The organism is Rathayibacter sp. VKM Ac-2929 (assembly GCF_022815495.1).
Classification (GTDB): Bacteria; Actinomycetota; Actinomycetes; order Actinomycetales; family Microbacteriaceae; genus Rathayibacter; species Rathayibacter festucae.
On record NZ_JALGRV010000005.1, the window covers coordinates 335,213 to 351,307 of the forward strand.

Sequence of the window (16,095 nt, forward strand, 5' to 3'; positions counted from 1 at the left end):
TGGGGGCTCCGCACGGCGGTAGAACGCTAGCGATCGGGCGGGCGGGCGGGACCGTTGTCCGACGGATCGTGAGTATCTTCTCAGTTCCTCCGCTCGTCTTCGCGCTCAGCGGCCGGAGGGCCACACTGGTCCCATGCCCGGCACCGCGGTCGACAGGACCTTCCAGGACGCCTACGGCGTGACGATCCACTGGCGCTGGTGGTCGCACCCGCGCCCGAGGGCGATCGTGCAGATCGCGCACGGCGTCGGCGAGCACTCCGGCCGCTACGTCGAGCTCGCCGAGGCGCTGGTCGCCGCGGGCTACGCCGTCGCCGCCGACGACCACCGCGGGCACGGGCGGACCGGCCTCGAGCAGCACGGCGGCGACGTCGCCGAGCTCGGCCGGCTCGGGCCGGGCGGTCTGCGCGCGGCGGAGGAGGCGATCAACCGGCTCACCCGCGAGCTCGCCGGGGAGAACTGCGGCGTCCCGATCGTCCTGCTCGGCCACTCCTGGGGCTCGCTGATGGCGCAGCGGATCGTCGACCACCGCTCCGCCGACTACGCGGCCCTGATCCTCAGCGGCACGGCCTACCGGCTGCCCGGCTACATGAATGCCGGCGATCTGTCCCGCCGGCACCGGGTGCCCGGCGGGCTCGGGCTCGAGTGGCTCTCGCGCGACCCGGCGGTCTGGCAGCTCTTCCACGACGACCCGCTGACCTTCACCACTCCGCTCGCGAAGCGGATCGGGCTGCGCGAGACGCTCCGGCTGATCGGCCGGCCCGCGCGGCGGCCCGAGCATCCCCTGCCGCTGCTGCTCGTGGTCGGCGCCGACGACACGCTCGGCGGCGAGCGCTCGGTGCGGGCGCTGGCGCAGGCCTACCGGCGCCGCGCGGGCTACAGAGACGTCAGCGTGCGGGTGTACCCGGAGGCGCGGCACGAGCTGTTCCAGGAGCTCAACCGCGTCGAGGTCACGGCCGACCTGGTCGGCTGGCTCGACGAGCGGTTCCCGGCGGCAGGGGAGGACGTCGCTCCTCCGGCCTAGGCTGACGTCATGCATGGCGAGTACAAGGTCCCCGGTGGAAAGCTCGTGGTCGTCGACCTCGACGTCGTCGACGGGAGGTTCGCCGGCTTCCGGCTGGCGGGCGACTTCTTCCTCGAGCCCGACACGGCGCTCGACGACATCGACCGCGCGGTCGTGGGGCTCCCCGCCGAGAGCGACGCGAAGACGATCGCCGCCGCGATCCGGCAGGCGCTGCCGTCCGACGCGGTGCTGCTCGGCTTCACGCCCGAGGCCGTCGCGGTCGCGATCCGGCGCTCGCTGCAGAAGGCGACCAGCTGGCGCGACTACGACTGGCGCATCGTGCACGCGAAGGCGGTCTCGCCGTCGATGCACCTCGCGCTCGACGAGGTGCTCACCGCCGCCGTCGGCGAGGGGCGCCGCGAGCCGACCCTGCGGATCTGGGAGTGGGACCAGCCCGCCGTGGTGATCGGCAGCTTCCAGTCGCTGCGCAACGAGGTCGACCTCGAGAACGCGGAGAAGTTCGGCGTCGAGGTCGTCCGCCGCATCTCCGGCGGCGGCGCGATGTTCATGGAGGCGGGCAGCGTCGTCACCTACTCGCTCTACGTGCCCGGCGACCTGGTGCAGGGCCTCACCTTCGCCGACTCCTACGCCTTCCTCGACGAGTGGGCCGTCAGCGCGCTGCAGTCGCTCGGCATCGACGCGGTCTACCAGCCGCTCAACGACATCACCTCGCCCTCCGGCAAGATCGGCGGCGCGGCGCAGAAGCGGCTCGGCTCCGGCGCCGTCCTGCACCACGTGACGATGAGCTACGACATCGACGCCGAGAAGATGGTGCAGGTGCTGCGGATCGGACGCGAGAAGCTCTCCGACAAGGGCATCGCCTCCGCGGTCAAGCGCGTCGATCCGCTGCGCAGCCAGACCGGGCTCAGCCGCGCCGAGATCATCGAGCGGATGAAGGCGACGTTCGTCCAGCTGCACGGCGGGACCGCGGGCGACCTGACGGCCGAGGAGTACGCGGAGGCCGAGGAGCTCGTGACGTCGAAGTACTCGACGCCGGAGTGGCTGCGCCGGGTGCCGTGAGGCGGGGCGCCCTCCGGGGCGCGGGCTCCGCTCCGCTCAGCTCGCGAGGAGCTCCTGGTAGTCCGGGTGCTCGGCGATGAAGTCGGCGACGAAGGGGCAGAGCGGGACGACGTGCGCCCCGCGCTCGTGGGCGTCGTCCAGGGCCGCCTCGACCAGGCGGTCGCCGAGGCCCTCGTGCCGGTGCTCGGGCGCGATCTCGGTGTGCAGGAAGACCACGTCCGCCCCGCGGACCGCGTAGTCGGCGAGGCCGACGTTCTCGCCGTCGACCCACAGCGTGTACTGGGACCGGTCCTCGTCGTGGCGCACCTCGGAGATCATCGCGTCACTCTACGCCGGGGCCCGCGGCGGCCCGGGCACCCGCCCGCCGAGGCGTGTCGGAGGGGCCGGCGCCGTGTCGGAGGGGCCGCCGCCCCCGTGACACCATTGCGGAGTGCCCAGGACGATCCAGATCGCGGACGGCGTCCCGGAGACCCGGAGCGCGGTGATCCACGCCGAGAACCTCGAGGTCCTGCCGCTGCTCGCGGACGGGTCCTTCACCGTGGTGTACCTCGATCCGCCGTTCAACACCGGCCGCGCGCAGGTGCGGACGTCGACCACCTCCGTCCGCTCGGCGACCGGGACCATCTCCGGCTTCAAGGGCCGCAGCTACGAGCGCATCCGCGGCGACCTCCTCCGCTACGACGACCGCTTCGACGACTACTGGTCCTTCCTCGAGCCGCGCCTCGCCGAGGCCTGGCGCCTGCTCGCCGACGACGGCACCCTCTACCTGCACCTCGACTACCGCGAGGCGCACTACGCCAAGGTGCTGCTCGACGCCCTGTTCGGCCGCGAGTGCTTCCTCAACGAGATCATCTGGGCCTACGACTACGGCGCCAAGGCCACCAAGCGCTGGCCGACCAAGCACGACACGATCCTCGTCTACGTCAAGGACCCCCGCGGCTACCACTTCGACTCCGCCGCCGTGGACCGCGAGCCGTACATGGCGCCCGGCCTCGTCACCCCCGAGAAGGCCGAGCGCGGCAAGCGCCCCACCGACGTCTGGTGGCACACCATCGTCTCGCCCACCGGCCGGGAGAAGACCGGCTACCCCACCCAGAAGCCCGAGGGCGTGCTCCGTCGCATCGTCCAGGCCTCCAGCCGCGAGGGAGACGCCGTCCTCGACTTCTTCGCCGGCTCCGGCACCACCGGCGCCGTCGCCCACGCCCTCGGCCGCCGCTTCGTCCTCGTCGACGAGCACGCCGACGCCATCGCCGTCATGCGCCGCCGCTTCGCCGCCCACGACCCGGAGCCGCTGTACCTCTGAGGCCCGCCTCGCCACGTGGCACGGGCCCGAGCTCCCCCTCCCATAACTCAAAAGTTGCGGTAGTGGCGCGCGACTACCGCAACTTTCGAGGAGTGGGCGGCGGATCCGGCGCGGGAGGCTCCTCCACAGGGGAGTCGCGGGGGAGCGGGGCTGTGGAGAACCGGTGAGGGTGCGGAGGGCCGTGCACCATCGGGGGATGAGCGAAGCAGTCGGTCCCCTCGGAGCCTTCACCCGCGGTGCCGCGATCAAGGCCGGCTGGACGGAGGACCGGGTCCGGAGCCGCGCTCTCGCCCGCCCCTTCCACGGGGTGCGGACGCTCGTCGAGCCGAGGACACACCTCCAGCGGGCGCAGGCCTACGTGCCGAGGCTGCGTGCCGGGCAGTTCTACTCGCATCTCACCGCGGCTGTCGTCTTCGGGATCCCCCTGCCTGCTCGCGCCGCCGAGGACGATCCGGTGCACGTGTCCGTCTTCGACCCGGCTCGTCCGCCCCGGTGCCGCGGGGTGATCGGGCACGTGATCTCGGCGACCAGGGTGAGCGTGGTCGAGCGACTCGGGCTCCCCGTCACCGATGCCGCCTCGACCTGGCTGCTCCTCGGAGCGGAGCTGCCGCACAAGGAGCTGGTCACGGCGACCGACCACCTCCTGTTCGTCCCGCGGGCAGCCTCGGTCGATCGTCCTTTCGCGACGAAGGAGCAGCTCGCGCTCGCGCTCGACGCCTACCACGGGCGAGGGTCACGGGCACTTCGAGCGGCGCTGGCCGTCGCGTCGGACGCCGCCGCCTCGCGACCTGAGACCGATCTGCGTCTCGCCGTCGTCGAAGCAGGTCTCCCCGCGCCGCGGGCGAACGCCCCGATCAGGGCGGGCGGTCGCCTCATCGCGATCGGCGACCTCGTCTTCGAGGAGTGGAAGGTGCTGGCCGAGTACGACGGAGCTCATCACCGCACCGGAGACGCCCAGTTCGCCCGCGACCGGCAGCGCCTGCTCGACCTCCAGCTCGCGGGCTGGATCACCGTCCCCGTCCGCGCCGAGGGCCTGGCCCGCGGACGCGCGCGCACGATCGCCGAGATCCGCGCCGCCCTCCGCGCCCACGGCTGGGTCGGCTGACGCCGCGCCCACCCTCGAGAAGTTGCGGTAGTCACGCGTCGCCACTACCGCAACTACTGAGGAGTCGGGGAGGGCTCAGCCCTCCGTGCCGCACGCCCCGCACCGATTCGGCCGGTCGCGCTCCCGACTCGGTCACTCTCCAAAAGTTGCGGTAGTCGCACGCCACTACCGCAACTTTTGAGGAGTGGGAGAGGGGCCGCCTTCGCGCTCCCGGCTGGGGGTCGGCCGGACGCCGCTGCCGACGCGGCGACTCCTCGAAAGTTGCGGTACTCGCGTGCGACTACCGCAACTTTTGAGGAATGGGCGGGGAGGACGGGCGGGGAGGACGGGCGGGGAGGACGGGCGGGGAGGACGGGCGGGGGAGGACGGGCGGGGGAGGGCAGGCGGGGGCTCGCGGGGAGGGGAGGTGCGCCGGGCGCCGTCAGGAGCTGGCGCGGACGATCAGCTCGGTGGGCATCAGGGTGCGGTGCTCGACGTCGGCGCCCTCGATGCGGGCGGTCAGCAGCTCGGCCATGCGGGCGCCGAGCTCGACGGGGACCTGGCGGACGGTGCTGAGGGCGGGCACGGCGGAGCGGGCGAAGATGTCGTCGTCGAAGCCGACGACGGCGACGTCCTCGGGGACGCGCCGGCCGGCCTCGCGGAGCGCGGCGTAGGCGCCGACGGCCATCTGGTCGTTGGCGGCGAAGAGCCCGTCGATGGCAGGGTCGCGCTCGAGGAGGCGGCGCATCGCCTCCGTGCCGCTCTCGGGCGAGAAGTCGCCCCACTCGACGAGCGAGTCGTCGAGCCCCGCGTCGGTGAGGGCGCTGCGCCAGCCGATCAGGCGGTCGACGCCGGGGGGCATGTCGGCCGGGCCGGCGATGGTCGCGATGCGGCGGCGGCCGCCCGCGATCAGGTGCGCGGTCGCGACGGCGGCCCCGTCGGCGTTGTCGACGTCGACGAAGTAGGAGTCGCGCTCGTCCGGCGAGAGCGGCCGGCCGCCGAAGACGATCGGCAGCGAGTTCGACAGCGCGGCGTAGGAGTGGTCGCCGGAGTGGTGCGAGACGACCAGGGCGCCGTCGACGTTGCCGCCGAGGAGGTAGCGGCGGGTCTTCTCGCCGCTGGTCTCCGACGCGATCAGCATCGAGAGCGTGTAGTCGGTGTCGGCGAGGCGCATCGCGGCGCCCTGCACGATCGCGGCGAAGAACGGGTCGGCGAAGACGCGCGCGGTCGACTCCGGCACGATCAGCGCGATCGACTGCGTGCGGCGGGAGGCGAGCATCCGCGCGGCCCGGTTGGGCACGTAGTCGAGCTCGGCGATGGCCTTCTGCACGGCGGCGACGATCTCGGCGGCGACCTGCGGCGCGTTGTTGACGACCCGCGAGACCGTGGCGCGGGAGACGCCTGCCCGCGCGGCGACGGCCTCGAGCGTCGGCGAGCGCCCGCCTCCCCTGATCCCCTCGGACACGGTCTAGTCCAGCGCTTCGGCCGCGGCGCCGCCGATGAGGCGCGAGTAGACGAGTCCCGAGTCCTTGATCAGCCGCTCCTGGCTGGAGTAGTCGACGTGGACGATGCCGAAGCGCTTCTCGTAGCCCCAGGCCCACTCGTAGTTGTCGAGCAGCGACCAGACGAAGTAGCCGCGGACGTCGGCGCCCTGGTCGATCGCGTCGGCGACCTTCTCGACGTGGTCGAGCACGTACTGCGTGCGGTCGACGTCGTGCACGCGGCCGTCCTCGACGACGTCGTCGTACGCGGCGCCGTTCTCGGTGACGTAGAGCGCCGGCAGGTTCTCGTACTCCAGGCCCAGCCGGGTGAGCAGGTAGCGCAGCCCGTCGGGGTGCACCTCCCAGTCCATCGCGGTCCGGGGGAGGCCGCGCGAGGGGAAGGTGATCGACTCCGAGCCGACCCACGGCGAGCCGACCTCGCGCTCGGTCGCCTGGGCGAAGTCCTCCGCGCCGGCCGGCAGCGGGTGCCCGGAGACGTTGTCGTCGTGGTAGTGGTTCACGCCGAGGAAGTCGAGCGGCTGCGCGATCGTCGCCAGGTCGCCGTCCTGGATCAGCTCGTCCAGGCCCAGGCCAGCGACGTCCTCGAGCAGGTCCTCGGGGTATTCGCCGAGCAGCAGCGGGTCGAGGAAGATGCGGTTCTGCAGCGCGTCGAAGCGGCGGGCGGCGTCGAGGTCGACCTCGTCCTCCGGGTCGTCGGGGACGGCGTTGGAGAGGTTGAGCGTGATGCCGAGGTTCTGCGCGCCGAGCTCGCGCAGGGCCGAGACGGCGAGCCCGTGCGCGAGGTGGGTGTGGTGCACGGCGGCGAGAGCGGCCTGCTGCGAGATCACGCCGGGCGCGTGGATCCCGGCGCCGTAGGAGAGCAGGGTCGAGCAGAACGGCTCATTGAAGGTGGTCCAGTGCGCCACGCGGTCGCCGAGGCGCGCGTGCACGGCCTCCGCGTAGTCCCGGAAGCGCTCGGCGGTGTCGCGGTTCGTCCAGCCGCCCGTCTCCTCGAGGGCCTGCGGGAGGTCCCAGTGGTAGAGGGTCAGCCAGGGCAGGACGCCGGCGCCGAGCAGCTCGTCGACGAGGCGGGAGTAGAAGTCGAGTCCCTCGGTGTTGACGGCGCGGTCGCCGGGCTTCACCCGCGACCAGCTGACCGAGAAGCGGTAGGAGTCGAGGCCGAGGCGCTTCATCAGCTGCACGTCGGCGGGCATGCGGTGGTAGTGGTCCACGGCGACCTCGGGGGTGTCGCCGTTCGCGACGGCACCGGGGACGCGGGAGAAGGCGTCCCAGATGCTGTCCTCCTTGCCGCCCTCGTGGCCGGCGCCCTCGATCTGCGCGGCGGCGGTGGCGGAGCCCCAGAGGAATCCGGCGGGCCAGTCGCGCGCGGCGAGGCGCTCGGCCAGGGCGATCTGCTCCGGCAGGGTCGGCGAGGCGGGGGAGGGGGGAACGGTCACTGCGGACTCCTTCGGCGGCTGTCCCGTCATCCTACGACCATCCCGGTGGAGCGCTCTCTCACCGCGCTGGCGGGGTGGGCGGTGGGCAAGGCGGCATGGCGGGCGGAGGCACGGCTCCGGGAACGCCGACGGCCCGGCACGCCGAGGCGTCCGGGCCGTCGAGGGTCGCGGGGAGTCGACCGGGCGGAGCGCTCAGCCGCGCCGGTCGCCGTCCTCCGTGCGCCGGGGCGCCGTGGCGACGGAGTCGGTCCGCACGTCGGGCTCGATGCTCCCGGCGGCGAGATCGGCACCGGCGCGGGCGGCCATCTGCGGGTCGGTGCGGCGCAGCTCGGCCGCGGCGTCCTCGTTCGCGAGGTCGTGAGCCTCCTGCATGGCCGACTTCGCCCGCAGCGGCGGGGTCTTCAGGAACCAGGAGAGCACGAAGGCGAGCAGGACCACGCCGAGCGCGACCTGGAACACGGTCACCGTCGCGTCGTTGAAGCCGGTGAGGAACGGCGCCGAGAGCGCGTCGTTCGCCGTGTTCAGGAACGAGGTGTCGCCGTCGAGTGCGGAGCCGATCGCCGACGAGTCCTGCGACTGCAGCAGCTTCAGGATGCCGGCGTTGGCCGGGTCGGCCGCGATGGTCGGGTCCGAGGCGGCGGCCTGCAGGTTCGCAGCGATCGTCGGGTTCTTGAACGCCGCGGCGATCGTCTCCGGGATGCGGCTGAACAGCACCGAGAAGATGACCGCGGTGCCCAGCGTGCCGCCGATCTGGCGGAAGAACGTCGAGGCGCTGGTCGCGACGCCCATGTTCGCCGTGTCGACCGAGTTCTGCGAGGCGAGGGTCAGCGTCTGCATCATCTGGCCGAGGCCGAGGCCGAGCAGCAGCATGCCGCCCATCACGAAGATCACCGGCTTGTCGATCGAGACGAAGGACAGGTAGAAGAACGCCGCCGACATCAGGAAGGTGCCGAGGATGGGGAAGGCGCGGTAGCGGCCGGTGCGGGAGATGATCTGGCCCGAGACGATCGAGGCGATCATCAGGCCGAGGATCATCGGCAGCATCAGGAAGCCGGACTCGGTCGGCGTCGCGCCGTTGACGAGCTGCAGGTAGAGCGGGAGCGCCATCATCCCGCCGAACATGCCGAAGCCGACGAGCACGCCCAGGACGGTCGCCATCGAGAAGGTCGGCGAGCGGAAGAGCTTGAGCGGGATCAGCGCGTCGTCGCCCATCATCCGCTCCGCGGCGATGAAGCCGACGATGCCGAGCACGCCGACGACGTAGCAGACCCAGGCGATCGGCGAGCCCCAGCCCCACTCGCGGCCCTGCTCGGCGACGAGCAGGAGCGGCACGGCGGCGACGATGACGAGCGCGGCGCCCCACCAGTCGATCCGCACGGAGCGACGGGCGGCGGGCCTGGGCAGGTGCAGGAAGCGCACGACGATGAAGAGCGCGACGGCGCCGATCGGCAGGTTGATCAGGAAGACCCAGCGCCAGCCGGTGATGAAGAGGATCTCGGGGGTGCCGGCGAGGAGCCCGCCGATCAGCGGACCGACGACGCTCGAGATGCCGAAGACGGCGAGGAAGTAGCCCTGGTACTTGGCGCGCTCGCGCGGCGGGAGGATGTCGCCCATCACCGTGAGGGCGAGCGACATCAGTCCGCCGGCGCCGAGGCCCTGCACCGCGCGGAAGCCGGCGAGGCCGAGCATCGAGGTCGCGAAGCCGGCCAGGAGCGAGCCGATCAGGAACAGGACGATCGCGATCAGGTAGAGCGGGCGGCGGCCGAAGATGTCGGAGAGCTTGCCGTAGATCGGCGTCGCGATCGTCGAGACGATCAGGTACGCGGTGGTGACCCAGGCCTGCTGCGAGAGGCCGTCGAGGTCGTCGGCGATGGTGCGCATCGACGTGCCGACGATGGTCTGGTCGAGCGAGGACAGGAACATCCCCGCCATCAGGCCGAAGATCACGAAGAGGATCTGGCGGTGCGTCATGATCGCGCCCGACGGGGAGGCGGCGGTCGCGGGCGGGCGGGCGGAATCGGTCACGGGGGTCCCCTTGTCTGGCGGACGCCGCCAGGGCACGGCGGACCGCCGCAAACGTTGCGTGCTGCGCAAAGTTACACCGCGTGCGAGCTCACCGGCACTGCTTCCGGCGAGCCTGTGGAGGATCTCAGAGGGGACCGCCCGATCCGCGGTCCGATGTCGTCGATCAGGGTCCGGGAAGGCCGTCGATCAAGGATCCCAAGCGCCGGCGATCAGCTGTGCGCCGGTACCCCCGCCTCGGCCCAGCCGGCCTCGCGGAGCGCCGCCCGCGCCTCCGCTCGTGCCGAGTACGGCGTCCGCACGCCCTCGATGTCGCGGTAGTTCTGGTGCCCGGGTCCCGCCCAGAGGATCGAGTCGCCCTCGTGCGCCAGCGACACCGCGACGCGGATCGCCCGCTTGGGGTCGTCGACCTCGTGGATCTCGCCGTCGGGACGCGCCGCCCGAGCCGCCGCCAGCAGCGTGGCGCGGATCGACGCCGGATCCTCGAAGCGCGGGTGGTGGTCGGTGATCACCAGCACGTCGCTGCCCGAGACCGCCGCCTCGGCCATCGCGGGCCGCTTCAGGGCGTCGCGGTCGCCGTCGGCGCCGAAGACCATGATCACGCGGCCCGTGGTGACCTCGCGGACCGCCTCGAGCGTGCGGGCGAAGGCGTCGGCGCTGTGACCGAAGTCGACGTAGACGGTGGGGCCGCGCTCGCCCGAGACGCGCTCGGTGCGGCCGGGGAGCGAGACGTCGAGGCCGCCGTCGCGGTGCAGGGCGGCGCGGATCTCGCCGATCGGGCGGCCCGCCTCGATCAGCATCACGATCGCCAGGGCGGCGTTGGCCGCCATGTGCGAGCCGATGATCGGGACGGAGGTGGTGATCGCCCGGTTCTCCCGGTTCTCGACGCGGAAGTGGGTGCGGCCGAACTCCTGCTCGAGGATGCTCACCCGCCAGTCGGCGTCGACGTCGGGGAGCGAGGTGATCGTGGTGACGGGCACGCCCGCCTCCGCCACGACCCGCTGCCCGGCGGGCGAGTCGAGCGAGACGACCGCGCGGCGGGAGCGGTCGGGCTGGAACAGCTGCACCTTCTGGGCGAAGTAGGTGTCCATGTCGCCGTAGTCGTCGAGGTGGTCGTGGCTCAGGTTCGTGAACGCCGCGACGTCGAAGACGACGCCGTCGACGCGGTGCCGGGTGAGGGCCTGCGCGCTGACCTCGATCGCCGCGGCGCCGACGCCCTCCTCCTGCATCCGGGCGATGAGAGCGTGCAGCTCGGTGGCCTCGGGAGTGGTCAGCCCGCTCGTCACCGAGGTGTCGCCGATGTGGCGCTCGGCTGTGGAGCTGAGGCCGGGCACGACGCCGAGCTGGCGCAGCATCCCCTCGAGCATGTGCACCGTCGAGGTCTTGCCGTTGGTGCCGGTGACGCCGAGGAGCAGGGGGGCGCGCTCGGTGGTCGCGTAGACGACGGCGGCGACGGCGCCGAGGCGGGCCCGCGGGTCGTCGACGACCAGCACGGGCAGACCGGTGGCGCGTGAGGCGGACTCGCCGGCCGGATCGGTGAGGACGCCGACGGCGCCGCGCTCGGCGGCCTCGGCGACGAAGTCGGAGCCGTGGCGGTGGACGCCGGCGAGAGCGACGAAGAGGTCGCCCGGCTCGACGTCCGAGGCGGTGAGCGTGATCCCGGTCACCTCGACGGGCGGGACGTCGCCGTCGGGCAGCTCGATCGCGCGGGCGAGGGCGGGGAGGGGGACTGCTCGGACGTGCAGGGGGCGCAGCATGGGGTCCTCTCGTCATCGGGACCGGTGGGCGGCTCATCCGAGGGGGCGGATGCGCGCGGTCGCCGAGGCTGTCACTCAAGCTAGGGGGTCTGCTTATGTGAATCCTTTGAGGATATTCGACACCCCCATGGAGGAGCAGTGCTGAACGGATACACCCCTCAGTGCTTGACATCCCTCGAGGGGGGCGGGATCGGGCTCCCGCGTAGGCTCGGAGCATGACCTCGGACGAGAACCCGACCCCGGAGGGGCGCCCCCTCCGGCGCCGAGCACTGGTGATCGGCGGAGTCGCCGTGGCCGCCGGAGTCGCGGCCGTCGGCGTGAACGCGGCCCTCGGCGCCGGCCGCGCGAACGCTCCGACCGCGTCCGCGACTCCGAGTGCCACCCCGGGCGCGTCGGCCGGCGCCTCCGCCACGGCGAGCGCCGCTCCGGTCGAGACCCCGACCGAGACGCCCACGCCGACGCCGACTGCGACGCCCGGGATCGACCTCTCCGCCCACTCGAACGACGACCCGGCCAGCATCTGGGTGGTCGTCAACAAGCTCCGCACCCTGAACCCGGTCGACTACGTGCCGGCCGACCTCGTCTACCCCGACGTCCGCTACGTCAACCGCCAGCCGATGCGCCAGGCGACCGCGGACGCGCTGGTGCCGATGTTCGCGGCGGCCTCGAGCGAGGCCGGGCTGACGCTCGCGGTGCAGAGCGCCTACCGCTCCTACGACACCCAGGTCAGCGTCTACGCCGGCTGGGTGTCCTCGCGCGGCCAGGCCGGAGCGGACGCGACCAGCGCGCGCCCGGGGCACAGCGAGCACCAGACCGGCTGGGCCGTCGACGTCGTCGGCTCCTCGGGGACCTGCGCCCTCGAGATCTGCTGGGGCGACACCCCCGAGGGCCAGTGGGTCGGCGCGAACGCGCACCGCTTCGGCTTCCTCGTCCGCTACAAGCCCGACACCACGCCGATCACCGGCTACGAGTCCGAGCCGTACCACCTCCGCTACATCGGCGTGGAGCTCGCGCAGCACCTGCACGACGCCGGCATTCCGACGCTGGAGCGCCTGTTCGGGCTGCCGGACGCCCCCGACTACGCGCCGGGCACGGTCTCGTAGCGGCGTCCCCGGACGGTTGATCGGCGGCTCGAGATCACCCCCTCGCGCCTCCTGGCGCGCCCTGTCGGGCGTCCCACGCCACGCCTTCCGTTCGAACGAGCGCGTCCCTAACCTCTCCTTCAAAGCGAGGCAGGCTCGCTTTCGATCGAAGGAGATCTCATGACATTCCCGCTGCTCGCCTCCTCGAGGCGCTCGTCCGCACTGTCCTTCACGGCCCTCGTGGCCGTCTCCGCACTCCTCGCCCCGGCGGCCATCGCCGCCGAGGATCCGGGCCCGCCGACGCTCGCGCCGAAGACCGTCGCCGAGGCCCTCGAGAACGTCGAGAGGGTCGATCCGACTCTCCTCCACGACGCTGTTCTCGAGGGTGCCGGGGCAGCTGCCCTGGGCTCCGGCTCGGTCGTCGTGCCGTCCGATCCGTCCGCCGGTGTCCGGATCGGCGACGGTGCTCGGACCGTGATCGTCGATCTCCCTGGCGCGGAGAGCGCCGGTCCGGCTGCCGCCCTCGCGGGCGGCGGAGTCGTGTACCCCGCGGTTCACAGCGCGACCTCCGTCGTGGTCGGCGATCGAGGCGTGCAGATGCTGACGACGATCGCGGATGCTCAGGCTCCGGCCGACTACTCCTACGACGTGACCCTCGCCGAGGGGCAGCGGCTCGAGCTGCTCGGCGAAGGAGCGGCGGTCGTCGACGCCGACGGCGGCCTCGCGCTGCTCATCGGAGCAGCGTGGGCGATCGACGCGGACGGGGATCGGGTCCCGACGCACTACTCCGTGTCCGGTTCGACCCTCACTCAGACCGTCGATCACACGGCGCCCGGAGTGTCCTACCCGGTCGTTGCCGATCCGGCGTGGCTGGCGCCCTTCGTGTTCAAGTGCCTCATCGGATTCGGAATCAACGGGCCGCAGATCGTGTCGATCATGGCGTCGGGCGGGCCGGGATCGATCGGTGGAGGGCTGGCCGTGTCGATCATGGTCTGCCTCCGGGGAAAGTAGGGCCGGAGCGTGTTCCGCCGACGCTCACCTGAGCGCTTATCGCGTGAGCTCCGCTCGATCGATGACGCCATTGAAGCGCATCCCTTCAGGTCCGAGACGATCACGCGCGCCTTCGCCGTCATCGAGGACGGCGACGGGGACAAGGAGCTGATCAGCGCGCGACTGCGTGAGCAGGGCCTGCCGGAACTTCAGACGATCGGAGCTTCCACGCTGCGGTACTCGCTCAGCTGGTGGTGGCTGCACAACCGGCGGCGCGCGGCCGTGCGGAAGATCGAGCGGCATCGGGGTTGAACCCGCTCGTCGTCCGTCGGCGAGCCTGCCCTGTGCTCGAACGGACTGGGGAGCTGTCGGCGCATCCGCTGGAGGGTGACAAGCCTGTTGAGACGCGGGCGGGAGGGGTTCCCGCCCGCGGGGCCGAGAGGCGGAAGGGAAGCGCGGTGCTCCGGAGACCGACGCGGGAGAAGCTGCAGCGCGAGCTGGAGGCGATCGACGCCGCGATCGCCGGACATCCGTTCTCCTCCGACGTGCTCGTTCGCCTCCGGACGGTCTTCGCCGAGAGCGACGGCAGTGGGAAGGACGGGCAGCGGATCAACGCGCGCCTGGCGGAGGAGGGTCTGCCGACCATCCCGGGAATCTGGATCTTCTACGCCCGGAACTTCTCGAGCTGGGGGTGGCTGCACAATCGGCGGCGTGCGGCCGTTCGCAGGATCGAGCGGCTCGAGGGCTGAAGGCGTGTCCGTTCGGACATCCGGATGTGTCCGGAAACCGGTGCGCAAGGGCTTGCGGAGACGGCCGCGATCAGAAGCGGACGTGACAGACGGGCGTTGTTACCGTACCGTTACTCGGAGTGCTTTCGGAGGTCACCCTTAGGGGACTCCGACTCCCGCGTGGTGACATGGCCGCTTCCCCCTGAAATTCCGCACGCCCCCGCCCCCGTGCGCACCGACCCGTGAGTTCCCCTGTGCCCCATAGTTCCACCCGTTCCACCGTGCCCGCTGCCGCCGAGGTCGCCCCCGCCGACGCTCAGCTCGCACCGCCGCTGACCCGCCGTGAGGCGCGCGAGCGCGAGGGCCGCGTCCGCGCGACTCCGGTCGCCGCTCCTGCCGCTGCCGCCGCTCCCGCGGTCGAGGCACCGGCCCCGGCCGTCCTCGCTCCCGCCGCGCTCGCGCCGGCCGCCGAGGGCATCCGCCCCTCCGCCGGAGCCCCGCTGCACCCCGCGAGCGGCGACGTCTTCCCCTCCCGCCGCGACCGCCGCGCCGCCGAGGGGCACCGCCAGCGCGTCGAGCCCGCTCGTCGCGGCTCCTCCTTCTTCCGCCCCTCGCGCCGGCACCTCGTGCTGGCGATGTCGGGCGGGCTCGTCCTCGTGGCCGCCGCCTCCGGCGTGAGCCTCACCGTCGGCGCCTCCGCCGACGCCGAGTCGGCGACCGCCTCCACCGCCTCCACCGCCGCCCCGACCGCGACGGCCGCTCCCGTCACCGTGCTGCCGGCCACCACGGCCGACGCCCGCGTGGTGCTCAGCAGCGTCTCGACCACCACCGGCACCGTCGCCGGCGGCACGAGCGTCACCATCGCCGGCTCGAACCTCGACTCCGTCGCCACGGTCCGCTTCGGCGACGCCGAGGGCAGCGTCACGGTCGACAACCCCGACCAGATCACTGTCACCGCGCCGCCCGCGGACGGCGAGACCGAGGGTGTCGTCCCCGTCGCCTTCTTCGACGCCGGTGGCGCGCCGATCACCTTCGACGCCGTCACGGACTCCGTCGCCGCCGCGACCGTGGACGGCACACCGGTCGAGACGGTGCAGCCCGCCGTGGACACCACGACTCCGACCGAGGAGCCGCTGACCGCGACCACGGTCACTCCGGCCGCCACTCCGAAGGCCGCCGACGCGACCGCCACTCCGACCGCGACGCCGGCCGCCGCCGCGACCGAGGCGCAGCCCGCCGAGCTCGTCGCCCCCACCGCGACCGCCTCGCCCAGCCCGACCGCCACCGGCGTGCTCGCGACCACCAAGGTCGTCGCCTCCGCGATCACGTTCGCCTACACGCCCGACCCGGCGATCGAGGCCGCGAAGGCCGCCGCCGCGCTCGAGGCCAGCCGCCTCGCCTCGCAGCTCGACTACCTGCAGACCTACTGGTCCGACTACAACTCCGCGCAGTACGGCGTCATCGGCGGCAACGACTGCGTCAACTTCACCTCCCAGTCGCTGATCGCCCGCGGCTGGGAGATGGACGCCGAGTGGAGCTACTCGCGCACCGGCGGCTACAGCTCGGCCTGGGCGTCCTCGACCGCCTTCAACTCCTATCTGGCCGCGCACCCGGAGCGGGCGACGCCCCTGACGAACGCGCAGCGCGCGGACGTGAAGCCCGGCGACGTCGTGCAGTTCGACTGGGACGGCTCGGGCGACTGGGACCACACCGGCGTCGTCACGAGCGTGAAGGGGAGCACGATCCTCTACTCCTCGCACACCGCCGACAACCTCGACCAGAGCATCGACTCGGCCTCCGCCGGACGCATCATGTTCTGGAGCGTCTGAGCCGGAACCGGAGCCGCGAGTTCAGGACTCCGCAGGGAGCCCGGACACAGCGAAAGAGGCCGCCGTCGCATCAGCGACAGGCGGCCTCTTCGTCGTTCGACGCGGGCGTCAGTTCTTGAAGACGTCCTTGACGTCCTCGCCGACCTTCTTGGTGTGCGCCTTGGTCTGGTCGGCCTGGCCCTCGGCCTCGAGCTTCTCGTTGTCGGTCAGCTTGCCGGCCGCTTCCTTGGCCTTGCCGAGCAGGTTCTCGGCCGCGTTGCGGATCTTGTCGTCAGCACCCAT

The 16,095-nt window shown here is 72.3% G+C and carries 15 protein-coding genes; 9 read left to right on the forward strand and 6 right to left on the reverse strand.

Features of this window, described 5'->3' with window-relative positions; all coding sequences use genetic code 11:
* The first annotated feature begins 133 nt into the window (after nt 1-133).
* Together MT355_RS17380 and MT355_RS17385 are read left to right on the forward strand one after the other, a co-directional pair.
* Nucleotides 134-1,021 (forward strand): alpha/beta fold hydrolase, encoded by an 888-nt coding sequence (locus MT355_RS17380; RefSeq protein WP_243600509.1) that lies wholly within the window; start codon nt 134-136, stop codon nt 1,019-1,021.
* A 9-nt stretch (nt 1,022-1,030) separates the two neighbouring features.
* Nucleotides 1,031-2,080: a biotin/lipoate A/B protein ligase family protein gene (locus MT355_RS17385; RefSeq protein ID WP_243600510.1), complete on the forward strand. Its 1,050-nt coding sequence runs from the start codon at nt 1,031-1,033 to the stop codon at nt 2,078-2,080.
* Nucleotides 2,081-2,116: 36 nt separating this feature from the next.
* On the opposite strand, the gene MT355_RS17390 is transcribed toward MT355_RS17385, so the two are convergent.
* Nucleotides 2,117-2,398, reverse strand: a complete 282-nt coding sequence (locus tag MT355_RS17390; protein ID WP_123701984.1) for a GNAT family N-acetyltransferase — start codon at nt 2,396-2,398, stop codon at nt 2,117-2,119.
* A gap of 112 nt (nt 2,399-2,510) precedes the next feature.
* Here MT355_RS17390 and MT355_RS17395 point away from each other — a divergent pair, with 112 nt between their 5' ends.
* On the forward strand, nt 2,511-3,383 hold the full coding sequence (locus MT355_RS17395) for a site-specific DNA-methyltransferase (protein WP_123444978.1): 873 nt from the start codon (nt 2,511-2,513) through the stop codon (nt 3,381-3,383).
* Nucleotides 3,384-3,579: 196 nt separating this feature from the next.
* Nucleotides 3,580-4,488: a hypothetical protein gene (locus MT355_RS17400; protein WP_243600511.1), complete on the forward strand. Its 909-nt coding sequence runs from the start codon at nt 3,580-3,582 to the stop codon at nt 4,486-4,488.
* Nucleotides 4,489-4,909: 421 nt separating this feature from the next.
* Here MT355_RS17400 and MT355_RS17405 read toward each other — a convergent pair whose 3' ends face one another.
* The 4 genes from MT355_RS17405 to MT355_RS17420 all read right to left on the reverse strand — a co-directional run bounded on the left by MT355_RS17405 (nt 4,910) and on the right by MT355_RS17420 (nt 11,184).
* Nucleotides 4,910-5,932: a LacI family DNA-binding transcriptional regulator gene (locus MT355_RS17405; protein ID WP_123701991.1), complete on the reverse strand. Its 1,023-nt coding sequence runs from the start codon at nt 5,930-5,932 to the stop codon at nt 4,910-4,912.
* Nucleotides 5,933-5,935: 3 nt separating this feature from the next.
* Nucleotides 5,936-7,435, reverse strand: a complete 1,500-nt coding sequence (locus MT355_RS17410; protein WP_374204665.1) for a GH1 family beta-glucosidase — start codon at nt 7,433-7,435, stop codon at nt 5,936-5,938.
* Between the two features lie 162 nt (nt 7,436-7,597).
* Nucleotides 7,598-9,376, reverse strand: a complete 1,779-nt coding sequence (locus tag MT355_RS17415; RefSeq protein ID WP_243600609.1) for an MDR family MFS transporter — start codon at nt 9,374-9,376, stop codon at nt 7,598-7,600.
* Nucleotides 9,377-9,639: 263 nt separating this feature from the next.
* Nucleotides 9,640-11,184: a Mur ligase family protein gene (locus MT355_RS17420; RefSeq protein ID WP_243600512.1), complete on the reverse strand. Its 1,545-nt coding sequence runs from the start codon at nt 11,182-11,184 to the stop codon at nt 9,640-9,642.
* Between the two features lie 215 nt (nt 11,185-11,399).
* Between MT355_RS17420 and MT355_RS17425 the strand changes: the two genes are divergently transcribed.
* The 5 genes from MT355_RS17425 (at nt 11,400) to MT355_RS17445 (ending at nt 15,813) form a co-directional block, all read left to right on the forward strand.
* Complete coding sequence (locus MT355_RS17425) at nt 11,400-12,287, forward strand: M15 family metallopeptidase (protein WP_243600513.1); 888 nt, start codon at nt 11,400-11,402, stop codon at nt 12,285-12,287.
* Between the two features lie 159 nt (nt 12,288-12,446).
* A complete protein-coding gene (locus tag MT355_RS17430) occupies nt 12,447-13,277 on the forward strand; it encodes a hypothetical protein (protein ID WP_243600514.1) in 831 nt (276 codons plus the stop codon).
* Nucleotides 13,278-13,286: 9 nt separating this feature from the next.
* Entirely contained in the window at nt 13,287-13,568 is a 282-nt protein-coding gene (locus tag MT355_RS17435) for a hypothetical protein (protein WP_243600515.1), read from the forward strand.
* 32 nt (nt 13,569-13,600) lie between these two features.
* On the forward strand, nt 13,601-14,005 hold the full coding sequence (locus MT355_RS17440) for a hypothetical protein (protein WP_243600516.1): 405 nt from the start codon (nt 13,601-13,603) through the stop codon (nt 14,003-14,005).
* A 260-nt stretch (nt 14,006-14,265) separates the two neighbouring features.
* Nucleotides 14,266-15,813, forward strand: coding sequence for an amidase domain-containing protein (locus MT355_RS17445; RefSeq protein WP_243600517.1), 1,548 nt, complete (start codon nt 14,266-14,268; stop codon nt 15,811-15,813).
* 108 nt (nt 15,814-15,921) lie between these two features.
* Here the strand turns inward: MT355_RS17445 and MT355_RS17450 are convergent, their stop codons facing one another.
* Entirely contained in the window at nt 15,922-16,095 is a 174-nt protein-coding gene (locus tag MT355_RS17450) for a CsbD family protein (protein WP_123444986.1), read from the reverse strand.